At 53.8% G+C, this 20,526-nt stretch carries 15 protein-coding genes; 8 read left to right on the top strand and 7 right to left on the bottom strand.

The window, feature by feature from the left end; genetic code table 11:
• The first annotated feature begins 2 nt into the window (after positions 1-2).
• From B7L15_RS11045 to B7L15_RS11025, 4 genes are all read left to right on the top strand, one after another.
• Positions 3-1,334 (top strand): hypothetical protein, encoded by a 1,332-nt coding sequence (locus tag B7L15_RS11045; protein ID WP_085919032.1) that lies wholly within the window; start codon positions 3-5, stop codon positions 1,332-1,334.
• Between the two features lie 542 nt (positions 1,335-1,876).
• Entirely contained in the window at positions 1,877-2,680 is an 804-nt protein-coding gene (locus B7L15_RS11035; RefSeq protein WP_254902924.1) for a hypothetical protein, read from the top strand.
• A 286-nt stretch (positions 2,681-2,966) separates the two neighbouring features.
• Positions 2,967-4,004 (top strand): hypothetical protein, encoded by a 1,038-nt coding sequence (locus B7L15_RS11030; RefSeq protein WP_254902923.1) that lies wholly within the window; start codon positions 2,967-2,969, stop codon positions 4,002-4,004.
• A gap of 49 nt (positions 4,005-4,053) precedes the next feature.
• Positions 4,054-4,479: a hypothetical protein gene (locus tag B7L15_RS11025; RefSeq protein WP_085919029.1), complete on the top strand. Its 426-nt coding sequence runs from the start codon at positions 4,054-4,056 to the stop codon at positions 4,477-4,479.
• A 260-nt stretch (positions 4,480-4,739) separates the two neighbouring features.
• Here B7L15_RS11025 and B7L15_RS11020 read toward each other — a convergent pair whose 3' ends face one another.
• Positions 4,740-5,621 (bottom strand): LysR family transcriptional regulator, encoded by an 882-nt coding sequence (locus B7L15_RS11020; protein WP_066319289.1) that lies wholly within the window; start codon positions 5,619-5,621, stop codon positions 4,740-4,742.
• A gap of 109 nt (positions 5,622-5,730) precedes the next feature.
• On the opposite strand from B7L15_RS11020, the gene B7L15_RS11015 reads away from it, so the two are divergent.
• Together B7L15_RS11015 and B7L15_RS11010 are read left to right on the top strand one after the other, a co-directional pair.
• On the top strand, positions 5,731-6,612 hold the full coding sequence (locus B7L15_RS11015) for a HalD/BesD family halogenase (RefSeq protein WP_085919028.1): 882 nt from the start codon (positions 5,731-5,733) through the stop codon (positions 6,610-6,612).
• Between the two features lie 52 nt (positions 6,613-6,664).
• Entirely contained in the window at positions 6,665-7,948 is a 1,284-nt protein-coding gene (locus B7L15_RS11010) for a M24 family metallopeptidase (RefSeq protein ID WP_085919027.1), read from the top strand.
• 36 nt (positions 7,949-7,984) lie between these two features.
• On the opposite strand, the gene B7L15_RS11005 is transcribed toward B7L15_RS11010, so the two are convergent.
• The 5 genes from B7L15_RS11005 to B7L15_RS10985 all read right to left on the bottom strand — a co-directional run bounded on the left by B7L15_RS11005 (position 7,985) and on the right by B7L15_RS10985 (position 12,443).
• A complete protein-coding gene (locus B7L15_RS11005) occupies positions 7,985-8,827 on the bottom strand; it encodes a nitrilase-related carbon-nitrogen hydrolase (protein WP_085919026.1) in 843 nt (280 codons plus the stop codon).
• Between the two features lie 86 nt (positions 8,828-8,913).
• Entirely contained in the window at positions 8,914-9,795 is an 882-nt protein-coding gene (locus B7L15_RS11000; RefSeq protein ID WP_085919025.1) for a glycine betaine ABC transporter substrate-binding protein, read from the bottom strand.
• 45 nt (positions 9,796-9,840) lie between these two features.
• Positions 9,841-10,572: an ABC transporter permease gene (locus B7L15_RS10995; protein ID WP_085919024.1), complete on the bottom strand. Its 732-nt coding sequence runs from the start codon at positions 10,570-10,572 to the stop codon at positions 9,841-9,843.
• 2 nt (positions 10,573-10,574) lie between these two features.
• Positions 10,575-11,735: an ABC transporter ATP-binding protein gene (locus B7L15_RS10990; RefSeq protein WP_085919023.1), complete on the bottom strand. Its 1,161-nt coding sequence runs from the start codon at positions 11,733-11,735 to the stop codon at positions 10,575-10,577.
• A 42-nt stretch (positions 11,736-11,777) separates the two neighbouring features.
• Positions 11,778-12,443: an ABC transporter permease gene (locus B7L15_RS10985; RefSeq protein ID WP_085919022.1), complete on the bottom strand. Its 666-nt coding sequence runs from the start codon at positions 12,441-12,443 to the stop codon at positions 11,778-11,780.
• Between the two features lie 615 nt (positions 12,444-13,058).
• Here B7L15_RS10985 and B7L15_RS10980 point away from each other — a divergent pair.
• Positions 13,059-18,446: a hypothetical protein gene (locus B7L15_RS10980; protein WP_085919021.1), complete on the top strand. Its 5,388-nt coding sequence runs from the start codon at positions 13,059-13,061 to the stop codon at positions 18,444-18,446.
• 266 nt (positions 18,447-18,712) lie between these two features.
• Here the strand turns inward: B7L15_RS10980 and B7L15_RS10975 are convergent, their stop codons facing one another.
• Complete coding sequence (locus B7L15_RS10975) at positions 18,713-19,048, bottom strand: YegP family protein (RefSeq protein WP_085919020.1); 336 nt, start codon at positions 19,046-19,048, stop codon at positions 18,713-18,715.
• 467 nt (positions 19,049-19,515) lie between these two features.
• Between B7L15_RS10975 and B7L15_RS10970 the strand changes: the two genes are divergently transcribed.
• Positions 19,516-20,400, top strand: a complete 885-nt coding sequence (locus B7L15_RS10970) for a helix-turn-helix transcriptional regulator (protein WP_085919019.1) — start codon at positions 19,516-19,518, stop codon at positions 20,398-20,400.
• The last annotated feature ends 126 nt before the right edge of the window (positions 20,401-20,526 follow it).

The following is a 20,526-nucleotide window of genomic DNA, read 5'->3' as shown; positions in this document are numbered from 1 at the left end:
GCATGTTTAAAACGACTCCCAATAAAGCGTTGCCCCCCATGCGCGCAGGCGAACGGGAAAGCCGCGCCGGCGGGGAACAGTACTGCCTAAGCCCCTTGCCGCTACCGGTAAATAGTGAGTACGCCATGGATGTGGCGCATATCGATGCGCGCCACGATAAGGTCACCATGGATATTCGCCTGGGTGCCAGCCCGGATAGCATGATGACGGCAGGGCATATGCTGAGCGTGGGCGTCACCGCCATAATGATAATTTTTCTTATCATATGGGTGGGCATCGGAGGATTTCCTCCTAATCCTCAGTTTGCAGCCGCATGGGGGGGGGGACTCTATACCGTTTTCCTGTTTGTGTTTATGCTCAGCATAGTCTGGATGAATACACTACTCAGGCGTATGCCTCCCATTCGTTTAAATCGTCAACGCCGTGAAGTGGCCTTTGTGGTTGACCCTCCAGGTCGCTTTTGGCTTCCCGCTCCTCATAATCTATGGGTAGTCTCTATCATAGGGGCTATCGCTATGGGGAGTGGGTTAATTGTAGTAGTGGAATTAGCTGAGTGGCTTCGAGGTTCCGAGGATTTATTTCCGCTTACAGTCTTCATCATCCATACGTCCTCCATGGCTTTTCTCTTCGTTTACCCCCCCCTTTACGATCTCATCTGCCGACTCTGCAAGCGCGAGCGGCGCACGGTGCTGGTGCCTTGGGAAGATGTCGTCGCAGTCTGTGGGTTTAACCCCAACCTGGGGCCTGGGGCGGTCACTGGCTTTGGCTGGAACTTTGCGCTGCTGCCGCCCGACCCGGAGCGCCCTGGCTACACTCTGCCTGGGGCGGGCATTATCGTCAGTGTGGGCGGGCTGCCGGGGGCGTTGGCCCAGTGGGAGTATATTCGTCGCTTCATGGAAGACGGCGCTGATGCTATTACGCCTGCAGCCCGCGAATGGGGCGTGGAGTGGTACGACGCCTACGTGGCCCGTGAAAAAGCTGAATGCGAACGCACCAACGACATGGCCCGCTGGCGGCGCTTTCGGCGCAAGCGGCTATGGGAGCATGCTCGCTTCGCTCACTGGTACACCGAGTACCGCATGAAGCACATCCTGCCTAAAGCCGTGCCCCGTGACTGGCTAGCTGAGTGGTCGAAGCCCTTACCCAAATCCCAATGGGCTAAGCCTTCCCAAGCCGTGAGTGAACTGAGTGAGCACTTGCGCGCCGCTTATCAGCGCGGCGAAAAGTTCGTGGAGATGGGTGATATCGAGAAACGCTTTGGGGTAGCGGCCCCAACTGCCGTACAGGCCCCTTATCCGTCATATCCGTTCCGGTCGAAGGCGGAGCGGGCATAATCGCCGTATGTTTAAAACGACTCCCCAAAACGCGCTACCGCCCATGCGCGCAGGCGAACGGGAAAGCCGCGCCGGCGGGGAGCAGTACTGCTTGAGCCCCTTGCCACTCCCCGTGGACAGCGAACACGCGGTGGATGTAGCCCATATCGATGTGCGTCACGATGACGTCACCATGGATATTCGCCAGGGCGCTAGCCCAGATAGCGTGATGACGGCAGGGCATATGTTGAGTGTAGGTGCCGTATTCATGAGCGGCTTTGGTTTACTACTATTAATAATCGCCGTTGCTAAAAATTCTTTTTATAACATAGCGTTTATAACTTGGGGGGGGGGGGGGGCTCTATTTCGTTTGTCTCTTTGTGTTCTTCGCTGGCATCGTAGCGGTTAACTTAGTATTAAAGCGCATGCCGCCTATCAGGCTAAATCGCCAGCGCCGCGAAATGGCTTTTGTGGTTGATCCTCCCAGCCGCTTTTGGCTTCCCGCGCCTCATAACCTTTGGCTCATTTCTATAGTTGGCATAGCTGCGAGTGCCTCTGGGTTCATGGGCATCATTGAAATAGACAAGTGGCTAAGCGGTGCTCGGGAAAGTTTTCCGCTCGGCTTTATGCTGTTGCATATTGGGGGGCTAGCCTTTTTCTTCATTTACCCACTGATGTATGACGCCATCTGCAGGCTTTTTAAGCGTGAGCGGAGTACGGTGTTAGTGCCTTGGGAAGACGTGGTTGCAGTATGCGGCTTTAATCCTAGCCTGGCCCCAGGGGCAATCACCGGATTTGGCTGGAACTTTGCGCTCCTGCCGCCAGACCCAGAGCGCCCCGGTTACACCCTGCCCGGGGCAGGTATCATCGTCAGCGTGGGCGGGTTGCCGGGGGCTCTGGCCCAGTGGGAGTATATTCGCCGCTTTATGGAAGAGGGCGCTGATACCATTACACCCTCCGCCAAGGAGTGGGGCGTGGAGTGGTACGACGCCTACGTGGCGCGTGAAAAAGCTGAATGCGAACGCACCAACGACATGGCCCGCTGGCGGCGCTTTCGACGTAAGCGGCTATGGGAGCATGCTCGCTTCGCTCACTGGTACACCGAGTACCGCATGAAGCACATCCTGCCTAAAGCCGTGCCCCGTGRCTGGCTAGCTGAGTGGTCGAAGCCCTTACCCAAATCCCAATGGGCTAAGCCTTCCCAAGCCGTGAGTGAACTGAGTGAGCACTTGCGCGCCGCTTAYCAGCGCGGCGAAAAGTTCGTGGAGATGGGKGATATCGAGAAACGCTTTGGGRTAGCGGCCCCAACTGCCGTACAGGCCCCTTATCCGTCATATCCGTTCCGGTCGAAGGCGGAACGGGCATAATCGCCGTATGTTTAAAACGACTCCCCAAAACGCGCTACCGCCCATGCGCGCAGGCGGGCGGGAAAGCCGCGCCGGGGGCGAACAGTACTGTTTAAGCCCCTTACCACTGCCTACAGACAGCGAATACGCAGTGGATTTGGCCCAAATCGATGTACGCCACGATGAAGCCACTATGGATATTCGCCAGGGCGCAAGTCCGGATAGCATGATGACAGCGGGGCATATGCTGAGTGTAGGTATGACTTGTATGAGTGGGTTTTGCTTAATACTTGTTCTGGCAACCCTTATGAAAAACACGATGCAAGAGGTAGCATTTGCAGTATGGGGGGGAGGACTGTATGCAAGTTTTCTATTCGTCTTTACTCTGGCAATTCTCTGGCTCAATACGTTATTCAAACGTATGCCGCCCATTCGGTTGCACCGCCAGCGTCGTGAACTGGCCTTTGTGGTCGATCCTCCAAGTCGTTTCTGGCTGCCAGCTCCTCAAAATCTGTGGCTAGCGTCGACGGCTGGCCTGGCGGTGACTGCCTCTGGGTTTATGGGCATCATCGAAATAGGCGAGTGGCTGCGCGGTGCTCGCGAGAGTTTTCCCTTTGGCTTTTTGCTGATGCATGTTGGTGGGTTTGCCTTTTTCTTCGTTTATCCCCCTCTTTACGATCTCATCTGCCGAGTCTGCAAGCGTGAGCGCCGCACGGTGCTGGTGCCCTGGGAAGATGTCGTCGCAGTCTGTAGGTTTAAACCCAACCTGGGGCCTGGGGCGGTCACTGGCTTTGGCTGGAACTTTGCGCTGCTGCCGCCCGACCCGGAGCGCCCTGGCTACACTCTGCCAGGGGCGGGCATTATCGTCGGCGTGGGCGGCCTACCGGGGGCGCTGGCCCAGTGGGAGTACATTCGTCGCTTTATGGAAGAAGGCGCTGATGCTATTACGCCTTCCGCCAAGGAGTGGGGCGTGGAGTGGTACGACGCCTACGTGGCGCGTGAAAAAGCCGAATGCGAGCGTACGAATGACAGCGCCCGATGGCGGCGCTTTCGGCGCAAGCGGCTATGGGAGCATGCTCGCTTCGCCCACTGGTACACCGAGTACCGCATGAAGCACATCCTGCCTAAAGCCGTGCCCCGTGACTGGCTAGCTGAGTGGTCGAAGCCCTTACCCGAATCCCAATGGGCTAAGCCTTCCCAAGCCGTGAGTGAACTGAGTGAGCACTTGCGAGCCGCTTACCAGCGCGGCGAAAAGTTTGTGGAGATGGGGGATATCGAGAAACGCTTTGGGGTAGACGTGCCTAAGGCACCTCATGCGTCTTACCCCACTCTGCCCTTTAGATAAAACGCACGACCGACATGAGCCATAAGCGAACCCAGATAAGGACATCATGATGCAAAAGGAAAAGTGGCCGTTGGACACGATGGCCGTTCTAACGTGTGAGCAATGTGGCCATCAATGGTCGGCTAATTGGAAAAAGGCCAAAGCAATTCAAGATGAACGCTTGTCGGCTTGCCCCCAGTGCAACCGTCAGGGGGAGTTAAGCGAAGAACAGCACACGACTCTTGCGGCTCATTTAGACAATGTCGAGAAGGTCACGAGCAGAGGTTCCACAAGGGTGATGTTGGCAGGTTTAGCCGCCTTCTTAATCGGTATCGGTAGTTTTTTGGGGCTAGTGCCAATTGGCGTGGTCATAGTCGTCATGATCCCCGCTGTGTGGATGATGTTTTCTTCCTCGTCTGAAGCGAAAAAATTAACGCCGATCAGGTTTGCTTTGTCTTCTCCGAAAAGTGAGAAGAAAGCAGATTTCCACCATTGAGCTAAAGGCGCCTGCTTTACCAAGCTATTTATTAAAGCGATATAAAAAGCGGAATTAATGGGGGCATACCAAGGTCCAGTTCCCCTTGGACCGACATCATTCCATCTTCAGTAGCACCCAAGTTTAGAGCCCGCAGTGACTTTATCTTTGTCACAGCGAGTTGCGCGGCTGGCTCTATACCAGGCCCAATCAATCTCAGCTCATTTGCTCAAGCCGCTGTGCGTAACTTGATATCCAGGTCAATAAAAACCAGCGACGTACTAAGGTGCTTCCCTGCCCCCAAGGCAGGCAATCGACTCGTGTTCGGCGACCACGCTTTCAAGGGATTTGCATAACGCCTGAAACGCCTCGCTGGAGTGTCCGGGGCGTTGGTGGAGTTCAATTTCGACATGTCCCAGGTTGGGGAGGCCTTCTTCTTCGGTCACTATCCGGCAGCCCGGCGGCACGCTGCGTGGGGTTTTAACGGTTATCGCCAGTCCATTTTGCACCGGCACGTTGATACCTGTCGGGGATTGGCTGACGTAGCGAAGCTCCCAGCGGGTCTCATCGCGGCCCAGCGCAGATAACGCATGCGCCCTGAAAATGCAGCCCTCGGGATTAAGGGCCAACGGCAGTGTTTGCCATTGCGAAAGTGAGACGTGGTCGGCCATGACCCACACCATCGGCTCCCAGCCAAGCAAGTGACCGGATTGAGTGGGCTTGTGCCTTACCGAGAGCACCACGTCTAATAGCCCTTCCTGAAACCGCTTGACCAGGGTGTCGCTGATATCGCAATGCACTTCTAACTGAATTTGCGGAAACTGGGCCGCAAAGCGTGGCAGCAAGTCGGGCAGGTAGGTAGCGGCCTGTTCTTCCGAAGTGCCCAGCCGAATAAGCTCGCCATGCATTCCGCCCTTCAAAAGATCCTTGGCCTCATCTTCGAGCTTGAGCATATGGCGCGCATAGGGAAGCAGGTGTTCCCCGGCGGCCGTCAACAGAACGCTGCGGCTGGTGCGCTCAAAAAGCGCTTGATGCATCTGGTCTTCAAGCCGCTTGATTTGCAGGCTCATCGCCGATTGAGTTCGATGCAGCACCTTCCCTGCTGCGCTAAACCCTTGGCATTCGGCGACGGTGACAAACGCACGTAGTAAGTCTGTGTCCATGATGAATGAGCCATTTAAATGGGTGTTATCTTAACTATTCATTTCTATTATGGAAGAGCCTTCACTAGCCTGTCCAGATAGGCTTCCAACGCGACAGGAGCGTGACCCCATGACAATAACCGCCGCTAAACAACCCGTGAATGCCCTCGAAGGGCTGATCGACCTTGAGCGCTACCCGCTCAATGAGTTGTCATCGCCGGCAGGAAAAACGTTTATCGCCGATTGCCGTCGCCAACTCGAAGAAGATGGCTGTGTGGTGCTTAAAAACTTTGTTCCTGAAGCCGCATTAGCTCGGCTTGAGCGTGAAACTGAACGACTATCGCCAGACGCCCACTACAACCAGACCGAGACCAATCCGTACAACAGCGACGGTGACGCATCGCTACCCGCCACACACCCCAAAAACCGCTTTGATGATCGGACTAACGGCTTTGTCGCCGGCGACCGCATCGACCATGACACCATTATCCGCCAGGTGTACGAGAATCCCGAATTTCAGCGGTTTATTGGTGCGGTTGTGGGTATCGATGAGATCCACCAATACGCCGATCCCCTGGCCGATCTGGTGGTGAACGTGTTGCGCGAAGGCTGTCAGCACCCCTGGCACTACGACACCAACGAGTTCATCGTCACCATGATGACGCGGCAGTCCCACAGCGGTGGGCGCTTTGAATATGCGCCGGGGATTCGCAACCCCGAGGGTGAGAACTTTGCTGAGGTGGAAAAGGTGATCGATGGTGATCGCTCTCGCTTGAAAGCGCTGGATCTTCAACCGGGCGATTTGCAGATTTTCTTTGGCCGCTATTCGCTCCACCGCGTGACGCCCGTGGTGGGTGACAAAGAGCGCCATACGGTGATTTTCGCCTATGCCAAGGAGCCTGGTTTCGTGGGTCGTCCCGAACGTGCACAGCGCATCTTCGGCCGCATGGCGCCGGTCCATGAGCAGATTCTTAAAGATGGCATGCAGCGCAGCGATAGCCTGGCAGATTAAAGCCGCGTGGCGCTCATTCCGTTCCTGATACCACTCCCAACGCGAGATATTCATGAGCATTGTCGAAAGCGAAAGCCTGACTGATAACGAGCCGGATCACATTCCCGTCGTGCCTTCGGCGCCCATGGCCAACGGCGACAGTATCCCCACGGCGTTTGACCCCAAGCAGCTGCGCGCCGGACGTCTTGAGCGCCTGCGCGCCATGATGGCGGAAGAAGGGTATGCAGCGCTGGTACTGTTTGACCCGAACAACCAGCGCTATGCGACAGGGTCGCGCAATATGTTTGGTTACTTTTTGCGCAACTCCACGCGTTACGTCTACGTGCCGCTGGAAGGGCCCATTATTCTGTTCGAATATCCTGGCAGCGCGCATGTATCCACCTGGCTTGAAACCATCGATGAGGCGCGAACCTCCAAGGTAGTATGGTCGGCGGTGAACCAGCGTGATGGTATGTCATCCGACCCCTTTGGGGTGGAGATTGCTGAGCTGATTGAAGAGCATGGCAAAGGCAACAAAAAGGTCGGTCTGGATCGCTGTGCATTGAATCTGGCGCGGGCATTGGAAGCCCAAGGGCTCGATGTGTATGACTGTATGCAGGACACACTGCACTGTCGACGCATCAAAACGCCCGAGGAAATCGCCTGCCTGGCGCAATCGATGGCCGCCAGTGAAGCCGCTGTCGCCGAAGTCGAAGCGGCGATTAAACCGGGGGTTACCGAAAACGAGCTGTTCGCGATCATGTACGGCGAGGTGATCAGAGGCGGCGGTGAGTTTATCGAGACCCGTCTGCTTTCCTCAGGGCCGCGCACGAACCCCTGGTTTAACGAAGCCAGCGACCGCAAGATTCGCCCGGGTGAATTGGTGGCGCTGGATACCGATACCATCGGCTGCCATGGCTACTACTCGGATTTTTCGCGCACTTTCCATGTCGGGCCCGGCAAACCGACGGCCTATCAGCGCGAGCTTTACGGTATGGCCTACGACCAGGTGCAACATAATATGGGCTTGCTCAAGCCGGGCATCAGCTACAGGGAAATTGCCGAGCAGGCATGGAAAATCCCCGAGCGCTTTATCGACCGCCGTTACCCGTCGATCATTCACGGGGTAGGCATGCACGGCGAGACGCCGCTGGTCGCCCACCACATGGATTTCGACCGTTTCTCCAAGGACGGTATTCTGGAGCCTGGGATGGTAGTGTCGGTAGAAAGCTACATTGGCGAAGTCGGGGCTGCCGATGGCGTCAAGCTGGAAGAAGAGGTGCTGATCACCGAGACCGGCATTGAGCGGCTTTCCCGCTATCCGTTTAACGACGTGTTATTGAACCGCGAAGAGTAGTCGCTTGATCCAGCCGCTGGCGACGCCTCAACGTCGCTAGCGGTATCCCGCCATTAACTCTCTCACCAGCGGGGTGTCGGCGTCGCGGTGGGTGGGCAGTTCAAAGCGCGCCTTGGCAATCGCGGTGCGTGATAGATCCGCGACAATCAGCGCTTCTTCATCATTGGCCTGTGCCAGTGTCTCGCCACTTGGCCCGAGAATGCGCGAGCCGCCCCAGAAGTGGCTGTCGCCTTCCGGCCCGAAGCGGTTCGCCATGATCACGGGCGTGCCGTACGTCATGGCATAAAAGCGTGTATTCAGCGCCCAGTTTTCTTCGTTGGAAAAGTCGTCGCTGACGATGCCGCTGGCGGAGTTGATCGGCGCACAAAGCACCGTGGGGCGGGCGAGCAGGGCTGCATGCACAAGCGCCGGGTTCCATAAGTCGGCGCAAATCAGCTGGGTGGCTGACCAACCCGGGCAGATATCCGTGTGAGTGAGCTCACTGCCATGGGTGAACCACTTGCCTTCCTCAAGTCCTCCATAGGTGGGCAGGTTCAGTTTTCGATGCACGGCGATAAGCTGGCCGTGCTGAAAGATGGCCAGCGCGTTGTAATATTCACCAGGGCTTGCCTCTTCCACGAAACCGACGACGACCTGCATCGGGCCGCAAGCCCGGGCCAGTGTTTGCAGGCGCGGGTCTTCCAGCGGCATTGCCACCTGCATCACGTGGTTTGCCAGGCGATAGCCCGTCAGTGAAAGCTCGGGAAACACCAGCAGTTCGACATCGTCGTGCTGGGCGTCGGCAATCAGTGCCAAATGGCGCTCAAGGTTGTCATTCACCTCGCCAAGCGTGGTATTGATCTGGGCGGCGCCGACGCGAAGGGTGTTTTGATAATGCATTGGGCTTCCCCATTGAAAAAGCCGCTCCATAGGAGCGGCTTTGCTGTGATGGCAATTGGCATTATGCCAATGCTACCCACGAGCGACTAGAGCAGATCATTCTCTTCGAGAAAGCTCTCTGCCACGTCTTCAATCGACACGCGCTCGACATCGACACGGGCGTTCAGCTCGGCCATGGTGGCGTCGTTTAATAGCGCCGACAGGCGGTTCATCTGGTCGGCTAGTTCAGGGTTCGCTTCAAGGGTTTCGGTGCGTACCACCGGGGCGAGGGCGTAGGCCGGGAAGAAGCCCTGGTCGTCTTTGAGGACGTGAAAGTTAAAGGCGGGGATACGCCCGTCGGTGGCGAATACGAGGCCGACGTCGACTTCTTCATCGCGCAGCGCTTGATAGACCAAACCGGTATCCATGCGGCTCACGTCGCTGCGACCCACGCGAAAGTCATAGGCTTCCATGAGCGGCCGCCAGCCGTCTTCACGGGCGTAGAACTCGGCGTTAAGCGCAAAGGTCAGGCCTTCTTCATTGTTGACGGCGTCGGCCAGGTCGGAGAGCGTTTCGATGCCGCGTTCTTCGGCGTCATCCTCGCGCATAGCGAGCGCATAGGTGTTATTGGCATCCGACGGTTCAAGCCAGGTCAGGCCTTTTTCGGCATCGAGTTCTTTCACCCGCTGGTAGGTATCTTCAGGGCTCAGGCTTTCGGTGATGTCGTTATAGTTGATCAGGGACGTGCCGGTGTATTCCCAGTAAAGATCGATCTGGCCGTTTTCCTGTGCTTGACGCAAAACGGCGGAGCCCATGCCGGAGCGGTTATCGACGTCGTAGCCCAGGTTATCCAGGTACTGGGTCGTCATGGTGGAGAGAATCTGCTGCTCGGTAAAGTTCTTGCCGCCAACGCTGATTTCGTTGGCATTAGCCAGCGAGATGCCGCTGGCAAGGGCAATACTGGTCAGTGCGGTAGTTAATGTTTTCATCATCGATTCCTTCTTTTGTTAGTGAAGCGTCAGTCACGGTGATCATCAAGCGCGGCCGGGGTTGACCCCGCGGGGGACAACGAGGAAGGCAATGATCGCAATCAGCGCATCGACCACGATCGCCAATAGCGCGGTCGGAATGGCGCCCGACAGCATCATGACCGGGTCGTACAGATCAATGCCGGTAAAAATCAGCTCGCCAAGGCCGCCCGCGCCAATCAGGAACGCCAGTGGCACCGTGCCCACATTGATGGTGAGTGCGGTGCGCATGCCGGCAAAAATGACGTAGAGAGCATTGGGTAGTTCGACTTTGAAAAGCCGTTGCATGGGGGACATGCCAATGCCTGCCGCCGCTTCCATCAGTGCCGGGTTAACGCCCTTTAAGCCGGCATAAGTATTCCGGGTTATCGGCAGCAGCGTGGCCACAAACAGACCAAAAACGGCTGGCACTGTGCCAATGCCCAGAAAGCTCATCGATAGCGCAAGGACGGCCAGGGTGGGGATCGTGGTGCCCACGTTGAGTATCTGCATCAATGATTCGGCCACTCGGGCCATACTCGGGCGAGAGAGCACAATACCGAGCGGGATGGCAACGAGAATGGCCAGACTGCCTGACATGGCCGTCAGCCAGATGTGCTGAACCGCCAGATACTGAACATCGGGCAGATACCAGATAAAGTCATCGATGACGCCACTGGACTGACTCCATACACCGGCGAAAAAAATAGCCACCAGCACCAGTGCCTTAAGCGCCCCTTTCATGGATCGAATCGGCATGGTTACTCCTTGATGGCCGGCGATGGCGTGCGGTCATCCCCCTGGCGAGCGCGATATCTCGCGCCTAAGTGGCTGGTCATGGCGCGCTGGGTAATTTGCCCGCACACCGTCCCTTCGTCGTTGACACAGGGGAGCCAGGTCTGGTCGTGGGCAAACATCAGGGATGCGGCTTTACGCAGGTCGTCGTCGAGACCCACAACGGCCGGGACGGCCTGGAAATGATCACGGCAGTAGCCCTTTGTGGTGCGCGCGACAGAGCGGCTGACAATCCCGGCGGGCTGCTTGCGGTCATTGACCATCAGAATGGCGTTTTGGTAGCCATAGTTGTCGATTTTGGCCAGCGCGGCTTCCAGCGTATCACCGGGCGATACCGTGCCGATTTCGTCGGTGACAATCTCGCGCACTTTAACCAGGTTCAAACGCTTGAGCGCCCGGTCTTCGCCCAGGAACGATTCCACAAAGGTGTTTTTGGGCGCTGCCAGCAAATCATCGGGCGTGGAGTACTGAACCAGCTTCCCTTCCCGGAAGACCGCCACGCGGTCACCCATTTTGATGGCTTCATCAATATCGTGACTAACGAACATGATGGTCTTGTTGAGTTCTTGTTGCATCTTCAGGAACTCGTCTTGAATGACGGCCCGGTTGATCGGGTCGATGGCCCCAAACGGCTCGTCCATCAACATGACCGGCGGGTCAGCGGCCAGCGCGCGGGCGACACCAATGCGTTGCTGCTGGCCACCCGACAACTCACTTGGGAAGCGTTTCAGAAAGGCATCGGGTTCCAGCGCGATCATTGCCATCATCTCGCGGGCACGCGCCTTGTATTTGGCCTTGTCCCAGCCCAGCAGCTTGGGCACGATGGTGATGTTTTCCTCAATGGTCATGTTGGGAAACAGGCCGATCTGCTGGATCACGTAGCCGATATTGCGTCGCAGTGTCTGGGTATCGAGGCCGGTCGTATCGTCGCCATTGATAAACACTTTGCCAGAAGTGGGTTTTACGATCCGGTTGATCATTTTCAGTGTCGTGGTCTTGCCGCAGCCCGATGGCCCTAACAGGACGCATATTTCGCCCTCAGGCACTTCCATATCGATATGGTCAGCGGCCACCACCGCGCCTTTTGGCGTATCGAACACCTTGGTCAGGCTGTCAAGTCGAATCATAGGGGTGTCTCTTATAGTAGAAATGACATCAGAAAAGCGGCCTCAGGTCGCGTCGGCCTGGCGGCTCATTCCCTTGGGCGTCAGGCGCTTTTGGACATACAACAGTGAATAGTCAACGATAATCGCCAGTACGCTGACGGCAACCGCGCCGACGATCAGCTGACGGGGGTCTGACTGTGAAATGCCACGGCTGATGAAGGTGCCCAAGCCACCTGCGCCAATATAGGCCGCAATCGCCATCACGCCGATATTGAGCACCACTGCCGTACGAACCCCGGCCATGATGACCGGTATGGCGAGCGGGATCTCGACTAAACGGAGGCGTTGATTGGGGCTCATGCCGATGCCTCTGGCCGCTTCCCGCAACGCGGGGTTCACGTTGTTTATCGCTGTGTAGGTATTACGAATGATGGGCAACTGGGAATAGAGCAGTACCGCAATAACGGCAGGTACGTAGCCGATGCCGTGCCCAATCAGCGATAGCACCGGAATCATGATGCCAAACAGTGCGATTGAAGGGATGGTGACGATAATCGAGGCCAGATACAGCACCCCTTGAGCCAAGCGCTCGTTTTTGGTGATCGCGATGCCGATCGGCACGCCCGTCAATGTCGCTATGCCCACGGCAACACCGACAAGGGCAATGTGCTCTAACGTTCGCGACAGCAGCAGGCCCGCACTGCCCAGGGCATATTGAAGTATTTCCAAGCGCAGCCTCCTTATTATAAAAATGAATAATGGCCAGGGCATGGTCCGTCAGGAGGCATCGCTCCTGCTTGCCTGTATGGAGGGGTTCAGCTTATCAAAAGGATGGCGTGATTATCGGGAATTGGCATGACGATGCGAAATAGGCTGAATTTGCGGTTTTTATATAACCCGGCACGATCCAGGTTCAATCACGCCTCAGACTGCTTGCTCAGCCGCTGTTCGAATTCATGGGCGGGGATCGCGTGGCTGAACCAGAATCCCTGGCCCCAGCAGTTGCCGTCTGACATCTCTAGTACGCGTTGAAGTCGCTGAGTCGATGAAAGGCGTCTCTGGAGCCTAACAATAACTTGTGTTTTGGGGGGAAAGCAGAAATGCAGTTTGCGCCCAGCCTGGACCCAAGGCTATTGTGAACGGTAAGCACAAAAAAAGGCAGACCAGTAAATAACTGATCTGCCTCTCGAAATATTGGTAGCGGGGACCGGATTTGAACCGATGACGGTTATGAGACTGATGATATAAGGACAGCTATTTTGTCCTTAAATAGCATAAAATTGCTTAAAACCTTATGATAGAGCGGTTTTCGGCAAATGCCGCTTCTGGACGTAAGGTGCATTAATGTCACAAGAGGTCGTGGGAAATTGTCACAGCAAGCAGCTGGAAGCGGTGACCGTCAGTCTCGGGAAGCGGTATCGCAAGCTAGTAGCATGGGCGAATCAAAATGACTTGCTGGATGTGCTCCAGGTTATTTATTACGCGCTGGGGCTAAGCCCCCGCAATGATGCGATTTCCAATTTGGTACGAGAGTTCTCACACCCTGAGTCGGTCGAGGTTCTGTCTGTTTGGGCGGGCGACCCGGTCGTCGACGAGCTGAAACGGTTTGTTGATACATTTAGTGCTTCTCACCACATTTCTCGTGAATATCCTGTCGCGGCCCACGTCGGTGATGTAGAGCAAAATAAGCGTCAGTTTCAAGAAGGTGGAGTCACAAATAAAACCTTCCTGATCACGTTGATTACCAATCCCCAGGCACCAGCAAGTAACGAACAGCTTTTGCTTTGGCGTCGCCTATTGCGCTTGTGGCTGGTCGTACATGCGTCGCATCGTATTGCTCATCAAAAATGTATCGCGGATCGCAATATTAGCGATGCGGCGAGATTTATGACTCTCGGCCCCTACGATGAAAAGTGGCGGATGATAGACACGTTATTGCGGCGGTGCCGTAATTTTGTGGGGGATCACGAACCTACGCTGGAGCGTGTTAACGACGCGTTCATTTTTGCTGTCAATGAAATACGGCTAGATTACTCAGACAGCAGAGCGGTTAATCGTTTTTTTAATTCGATTACCCGTATTGCGCGCAACGAAGTGGCTCCCATCAATAATGAAGCCACGGCACCGCTATTAAGTATTGATCGATTTGTAAAGCCTGCTGTCTCGGTAGTCCGACACGTTGAAGAGGGCGAAGACACCGAATATCAGTTTTATGCCTATCAGCCCGAGCCGGGATCGGAGCTAGATCCAGAAGAAGATGAAGGCACTTATGTTGCAACAGTTGATCCTTCAGAGAGTAGCGCCGAGCAGCGATTGGCGAGCCGCAGCTATTTTGTGCAAACGGCGGAAGCGTCGCATTTCTTGCCATGGAGTTGGGAAAAGCTTTTACCACCAGAGAAAGAGATTTTGCTGGGCTGGATAGACCAGGGGCTTTGCTCCTCTGACCCAGTCGATCAGCTCGGTGCCGTGATGGTTTGGCTGTCAGTCCGGTTTTCGCGTTCCCTTCATTTTACTGTGCAATTTCGGATTGATGATGCCCACGGAGATGAATGGACGTTGGCACAAGATTTTTCCTCTATTGCGCGGACATCTCCGCGGCGGGCGAATGCTTGGCAAGGTAGTGGCAAAGCAAGTGAGTATATCCGCCCGTTAGAAGAGACGCTTGCCATTGAGCTACCTGTCCAAATAACCAATGTTCTTCAGCAGAGGGCCAGCCAGATAAAAACCTCTCTGGCTATGCTAGGCGATCTATGGGAAGACGCACTCCCGCTGGAGCGTTGGTTTTATCAGCAGGCACAATTACATTTTCCCCGCGTAACGAGCGCTAAGCTGGCACATGTTTGGGGGCAGGTTGTGTTTGATAACGCTCAAGATCCGCATTTGTCGCGACTATTAACCGCTCACCCCAATGCGGGGCTGCCTGGTGCATCCAGCTATGCAACATGGGATATCACCGCTATCGAAACAGGGCTGGCTCTGCCTCTGACCGCTTCTAGACCTTTTCCGCCCAGCGTCAATCTCATAGGTAGCCGCCTTTCGCCGATAACGTCCTTATTGCGGCAAGAGATAGTAAAGGCTCGAGCTACCGTCGAAGTGAGCGCAGAAGCAGGGTTCATTCACTACCATAATGCACTGGCCCAATACTGTGTGATGGGGCTCTATGCAGCTTCGGGTGGCCGATTCCTCAAAGATCCATTTGAGTCACTGCAGCATTTTAATATCTCAGCACGCTGCTTATATCTGAACGATAAAATGGATCAGGGACGTCGAAGCAGTCGCGTGGTGCCACTGCCCACTCGGGCCATCGAGCTTGTGCAGTGCTATATCAACCATTTGCAGTCACTGGCTACAGCGCTAGTTGATGTCAACACTGCGCTAGCTGATGAAATACACAAAGCACTGGCAGGTGAGGGCACATCTGCCCTTCCGTTTTTCTTCTTACTAGATGAGAGCCTGGTGTGGAATTCCATGTCGACCATGGATTTACCCAGTGTGCCCTTATTTCAATGGCCCTTGCCCAGCAATGTGTTCCGCCATCGCTATGCTCAACAATTACGCTATTTAGGCGTACCCGCAGAAATAGTAGACGGCTGGATGGGGCATGCGGAACGGAGTGTGGCGACCTACGGGGACTACTCGCCGCGTTGCTGGAGAGACGATGCTGACGCCTATGCTAGTGCCGTCGAGACCGCGTTCAATGACCTGGGGTTCTCGCTTCCGGCTGCGCCTTCGACACTACCTTCGGCGCCTCTTAAAGCCCCCGGTGGTGTTGGTGACATTCAAAAAGCATCAACCACGCGGCTTTTTGGGCAACGCCTACGAGAAAAAGAGCGTCGTCACACGATTAAACGTGAACACGAAAGAGCTTATGCGGATATTGGCGTTTATTTGGGGAATAGGACACTGTCAGGTATTCAACAAGCAGACGTCGATACGTTGGTTCAGCGCATGCTGCACCGGAATAATTCAGTCATACATCCTTATGCGTCACTACGCCTTTCGGTTTTGCTGCGACGCTTGGAAGAAGCAGGTAGTCGATATCAATACGTCATTAACAAGCGCGTCGCTGAAGCCTCAGCAGAGAAAACACTCGTAACGGCACAAGCTGTTAAGGCCATTTCGTTATTACCGAGCCTTGAGCTTTGGGCAGAGAGACTTCGTAAAAAGGGGCTGAAAGCGCAGTTTTCCAAGCTCGGTGCGCTGAGCGTCGGCGCGTTGTTGTTATGCTTGGAAAAGCGCATCAGCTATCAACGTATGTTGTTTGATGTGGCACGAGGGCGAAACTACCGACTTATTCAGCATCGGCAAGATTATCTTCTGGAGTATAGTGAAAGCCTAGACGTGACGAACCACCGTGCCCCCGTTCAGCGGCACCGAATTAGCTATAAAACGGCGTCTTTGTTGGCGGCCGGGCAAGGCATTCAAAAAGAGGTCGATCTCAGCCAAGTCAGGTTCCCCGACAATTTATTCCCTCCTCCAGAACCACTGAAAGCAGGCTTGCCGAATGTAACGGAGGCCAATGTTCAAGCGGTATTGTCCACGCTGAGTGGGCTGATTAGCCAAGCCAATTTACTGACGCTACCCGGCGTGGTTGCTGGGGCATTAGCAGGGCGTATACCCTCGACAAGCCTACCGTTAGTCGATGAATTGCGCATTCGAGATGGCGTAAGGTTAGCGTTTCCTTCCAACAATGACGCGCTCGACAGCGAAGAGCTGAATTTATCGACTAATGTGACGCCTGGCTGGCGGAATATCAGTAACGTCGAGCAGCAAGAAAATGCGAATCGGCTTTATGCTGAGGTGCAAGACGTTTTAAAAGGGTACACGAAACGGCAATCGCGACGGGCGTCGTCACAGCTTGACAAGTTATCTAAAGGATACGAAAGGCAGGTGAGTGCTTGCGTCATACTGCTAGTTCGTTGGATAAGCTTCCTCATGCGGCGGGGCAAAGTCGGAAAGCAAAACGACTATGCACAAAGCTCATTAACGCGCTATTTCTCTTCATTAAAGACGGCATTCGCTGAGTTTGGCTACCAAACAAATCTAGTCGATCACGATGAAGAGGAAGTGACGGCGCTTTATGCGAAAATGCTGACATTTGTGGAACTGGCATCCCAAGATGCAACATATTTTAGCCATCGGTTACGCGATTTTCATTCCTGGGCTGAAACGTTCGGAGTGGCAAGCCCCGACTGGCAAGAGCTATCAGTAGAGGATGATCGGCGCAGCGTGCGTCCAGGTATGTTGGTACAAAACGAGTACTTAGGGTGTCAGACTGCGCTACTCGCGAAATGGAAACACCATAGCGATGAAAAATTTTTGCTACTAGGCTTCGTGTTATTACTCACTTTTCGCTTTGGTTTACGAGCTCAGGAGGCGATTGGACTCCAGCGTAACGATTGGTGTGAGTATCAAAGCACACGTTGGGTACTGGTACGCGATAATCCCCAGCGTAAACTAAAAAGTCCGTCGAGCCGCCGCGCGGTTCCTTTGCTTTTTGCACTGGATGAAACAGAGGAAAACATCCTCCAGCATGTTTTTAGCCGTTTTACCTCATTGGCAGGTAATGACACAAAACGACCTATCTTGTGCGAGATTTACGAAAGCCAGACGCGGCTGATCTCTTGGGCGCTGCAGGTCAGTCCGGTTTTAATTCAGTTGCTTCGTCATGGGACATCAAGTGACGGATTGACGCTGCACCACTGTCGGCATGCTTTTTATAATACCCTTGCGCCTTCTTTATTCGGTATGCAAACAGCGCTAACCCGGTCGGTCACTGATGGTATCGATGCGCGAGCAATACGCCAACAAGTATTGGGCGCCAATCACTCCGTATCACGTCGTAGCGGCATGGCAATGGCTAGGTTGATGGGCCACCAGCACCCGCGTATTGGTTTGTTGAACTATAGCCACTGTTTGTTTGACTGGGCTGATCAGCTAACGCCAGTGCGTCATCAGCGGGCAAGAAAAATTGCTGGTGTTCTACACACTGACGACTTGTTGCGCCTCAAAGCCCCTGAGCTTGATCGAGTCGATTTTACCGTGCGGTATGAAGAGTTAAGCTTCATGACTCTCTGGAAATTGCTGCGGCTTGTAGGGCTGGGCATGAGCTATGAGCGTGCAGGACGACAAGTGAATATCAGACCAGAAGACGTTGATGTGATTGCAAAAGTAGTTCGTAAAGCCGAATCACATATGCGGTTCAAGCTTAGAAATAGTAGTGATAGCTGGGTTAATGGAGAAAGCCATCCCCATATTTTATTAAGAAGCTTAGGCGAAAAAGCATGGCGCCGTTTTTTTGAACATATTGAAAAGATAAAGGACAGTGACTTAGTTGATAAAGGTGACTATGTGAGCTTAAGTGAATTGCCTTTTTTAATTAGTAAAAATCGCCAGCTGTTAATTAGCCACGAACAGCACCTGAGGCTAGTTATGAAGGCGTTTTTACTTTTTGGTGTGCCTAGGAAGGATATACAAGTCGCTACTAGGAATATACCAAAAGCTATCAGTGATGCATTAAAAGAAAATGGGTTGTATAAAAATGAAGCTGCCAGCGGCTTCCAGATCGACCCGTTTCCCATTGTGGTAGCGGGCGTATTGGATCGTCGCCAGCAATACGCTGCCCTTCGCCTCAATAGGTTATCGGTTGGCATCGTGCGCAATAGCCATGAGCTAGCCGTTGCTATTTTGGCATGCGGCCTTTTCGGGGCAATAGCCCCCAATACTAGTTAAATAGTTGTGAGCACTCTATGAACCGAGCTATCCAAGCTAAATTGCGGTTATGCTAATCTTATCGTAACCGAAGGACTGGTTGCCCAGTCGACTTCACCCAGCGTTGCCAATGACCCGTAAGCGATCTATAGCCTGATGGGAACAGCCAAGGCTAACGGTCGCTCGTCTGAAGCGAACTTGAATAGACGGGACTTGTGATCACATACAAAAATACCGCCTTAAGAGTAAGGCGGTATTAGCAAGTACTGCTTACCAGTTGGGACGATCTAGGTCAGATCCGACACCGGTGCTGAAGGGCCGTTCGTTTTCACAGAGGAGATTCCAGCATCCCTTGAGCTTGTCGAGGAGTACATCTGACTTGCCCCGATAATTTGGCCATTAGAAGCCTTGAGAACAAAATAAGGGCTTCCGCTGGTCGATGTTTTCCGCTCGTAATACTGGTCAAATGGACTATGTTGTCGAACTGAGTCGACGCCGTTCTGGGCACCAGCTTTGTTTTGGTACCCCTCACTTTGCAGAATGATCTCGCCATTTCCTGCTTTAAGTCGAAAATAGTACTGTGAATTAAGAGTGCTACGGAAAATTTCGTATTTAGCGGACATATTAACGTGTCTCCTTTCGAACGCCTTTAAATGGACGGTTATCGGATTTTACATCCATGAAACGCCCGGTCTCGGTACTGCGCTTCACCCATGTGCCGTTGCTCATTTGAGTTTGAGATCGTTGGCGTACTGCGCCTACTCGCTTGTTGTCGCCATATGGACGATTGACTGCCATGACTGCTCACCTCTTTAGATCAGTCGTTTACATATTCGCCATACAGCAGTAGAATGCCCGCCGTTCAGAGCTGCTCTCTACTGCCAATGGCAGTTCAGGTGCACTAATTAACCCGATCAGCACAATGTTGTTCGGGTTTTTTAGTGCACATCGCCAATGGTAATCAAAATGATGCGAGTCGTCAATATGATCGCTAGCGTCAATATTGTTTGCACCTAGGGCGTGCCCATCCTATATTGGGATAGGTGTGAAGGTAGACCGCTTGGCTTTAAGTACATTAGGGAGAGGGGATATGAACATAGCGCCATTTGAAGGCGTCCCTGGTCAACAGCTGGAAAGGTTAGCGCATATTGAGTTTTTGGTTTATTTCACCGGGAAAGTCACTCGCAAAGACATCATGTCCCGGTTTGGTGTGAGTTCAGCGGCAGCCACCCGCGACTTGAGCACCTACATTGATAGCGCTCCAGATAACATAGTGTATGACCCAAGGCAGAAGCATTATGTGGCAACAAACAAATTCCAGTGCTTGCTGCCTCTCTCGGCGGAGAAGTGTCTATCCACGCTTACCAGCGGTTTTGGTGACGTTATGGATGGTCTTGAAGACTTTCGCTGCGCCTATCACATCGTCCTTGAAGAGCCTGAGCTAGATATTACAGCCACGTTCTCACGGGCCATTTCGTTGGCTAGGCCAGTGGAAGTCGAGTATGTTTCTACATCGAGTGGATTCTCAACCCGCGTAATCTGTCCTCATTCGTTAATGAATAATGGGTTGAGATGGCACGTCCGTGCTTATGACAGGAAAAGAGAAAAATTCTCGGATTTCGTGCTGAATCGAGTGATATCCACTAAATTGCTTTATAAAGATGTGTTTAATAAAAATGAGGTGTTGGATAAAGATGTAGACTGGGTTGAAGAGGTTGAGTTAGTTATTCAGCCCCACCCACGCCTGCCAAAGAATAGCCAGTGGGCAGTAGAAAAAGAATTTGGAATGGAAGGTGGCTTACTTATAAAGAAGGTGCGAAAAGCACAAGCAGGCTACCTTCTCAATAGTTGGAATGTTGATTCGACTATTGGGGCTGAACTGAAAGGTCGTCACGTTTTTCTCCACTTGAAAAATGCTAAAGCCCTCGAAAAAATGAAAATTGATAGTCTCTTTTTAGCACCAAGTTTGGATTAGGATCGGGCTGGCCAAGGAGTTAGAGGCCGCCGTAATACTGCTGAGTGATAAGTCGGCTCGGTTTCCGACTCAGCTAGGTATTTTGCTACTGTTTTCTACCGGTTTGGCCGGGGCCGTGCAGACAGC

It is taken from the genome of Halomonas sp. CSM-2 (assembly GCF_002119345.1).
In the GTDB taxonomy this organism is placed as follows: Bacteria; Pseudomonadota; Gammaproteobacteria; order Pseudomonadales; family Halomonadaceae; genus Vreelandella; species Vreelandella janggokensis.
This window is presented reverse-complemented; position numbering and strand designations above follow the sequence as displayed.

Bases quoted from the DNA above. Each gene is read 5' to 3' on its own strand.
- B7L15_RS11045 (WP_085919032.1), top strand. From the start codon at position 3: ATGTTTAAAACGACTCCCAATAAAGCGTTGCCCCCCATGCGCGCAGGC.
- B7L15_RS11030 (WP_254902923.1), top strand. From the start codon at position 2,967: ATGAAAAACACGATGCAAGAGGTAGCATTTGCAGTATGGGGGGGAGGA.
- B7L15_RS11025 (WP_085919029.1), top strand. From the start codon at position 4,054: ATGCAAAAGGAAAAGTGGCCGTTGGACACGATGGCCGTTCTAACGTGT.
- B7L15_RS11020 (WP_066319289.1), bottom strand. From the start codon at position 5,621: ATGGACACAGACTTACTACGTGCGTTTGTCACCGTCGCCGAATGCCAA.
- B7L15_RS11015 (WP_085919028.1), top strand. From the start codon at position 5,731: ATGACAATAACCGCCGCTAAACAACCCGTGAATGCCCTCGAAGGGCTG.
- B7L15_RS11010 (WP_085919027.1), top strand. From the start codon at position 6,665: ATGAGCATTGTCGAAAGCGAAAGCCTGACTGATAACGAGCCGGATCAC.
- B7L15_RS11005 (WP_085919026.1), bottom strand. From the start codon at position 8,827: ATGCATTATCAAAACACCCTTCGCGTCGGCGCCGCCCAGATCAATACC.
- B7L15_RS11000 (WP_085919025.1), bottom strand. From the start codon at position 9,795: ATGAAAACATTAACTACCGCACTGACCAGTATTGCCCTTGCCAGCGGC.
- B7L15_RS10995 (WP_085919024.1), bottom strand. From the start codon at position 10,572: ATGCCGATTCGATCCATGAAAGGGGCGCTTAAGGCACTGGTGCTGGTG.
- B7L15_RS10990 (WP_085919023.1), bottom strand. From the start codon at position 11,735: ATGATTCGACTTGACAGCCTGACCAAGGTGTTCGATACGCCAAAAGGC.
- B7L15_RS10980 (WP_085919021.1), top strand. From the start codon at position 13,059: ATGTCACAAGAGGTCGTGGGAAATTGTCACAGCAAGCAGCTGGAAGCG.
- B7L15_RS10975 (WP_085919020.1), bottom strand. From the start codon at position 19,048: ATGTCCGCTAAATACGAAATTTTCCGTAGCACTCTTAATTCACAGTAC.
- B7L15_RS10970 (WP_085919019.1), top strand. From the start codon at position 19,516: ATGAACATAGCGCCATTTGAAGGCGTCCCTGGTCAACAGCTGGAAAGG.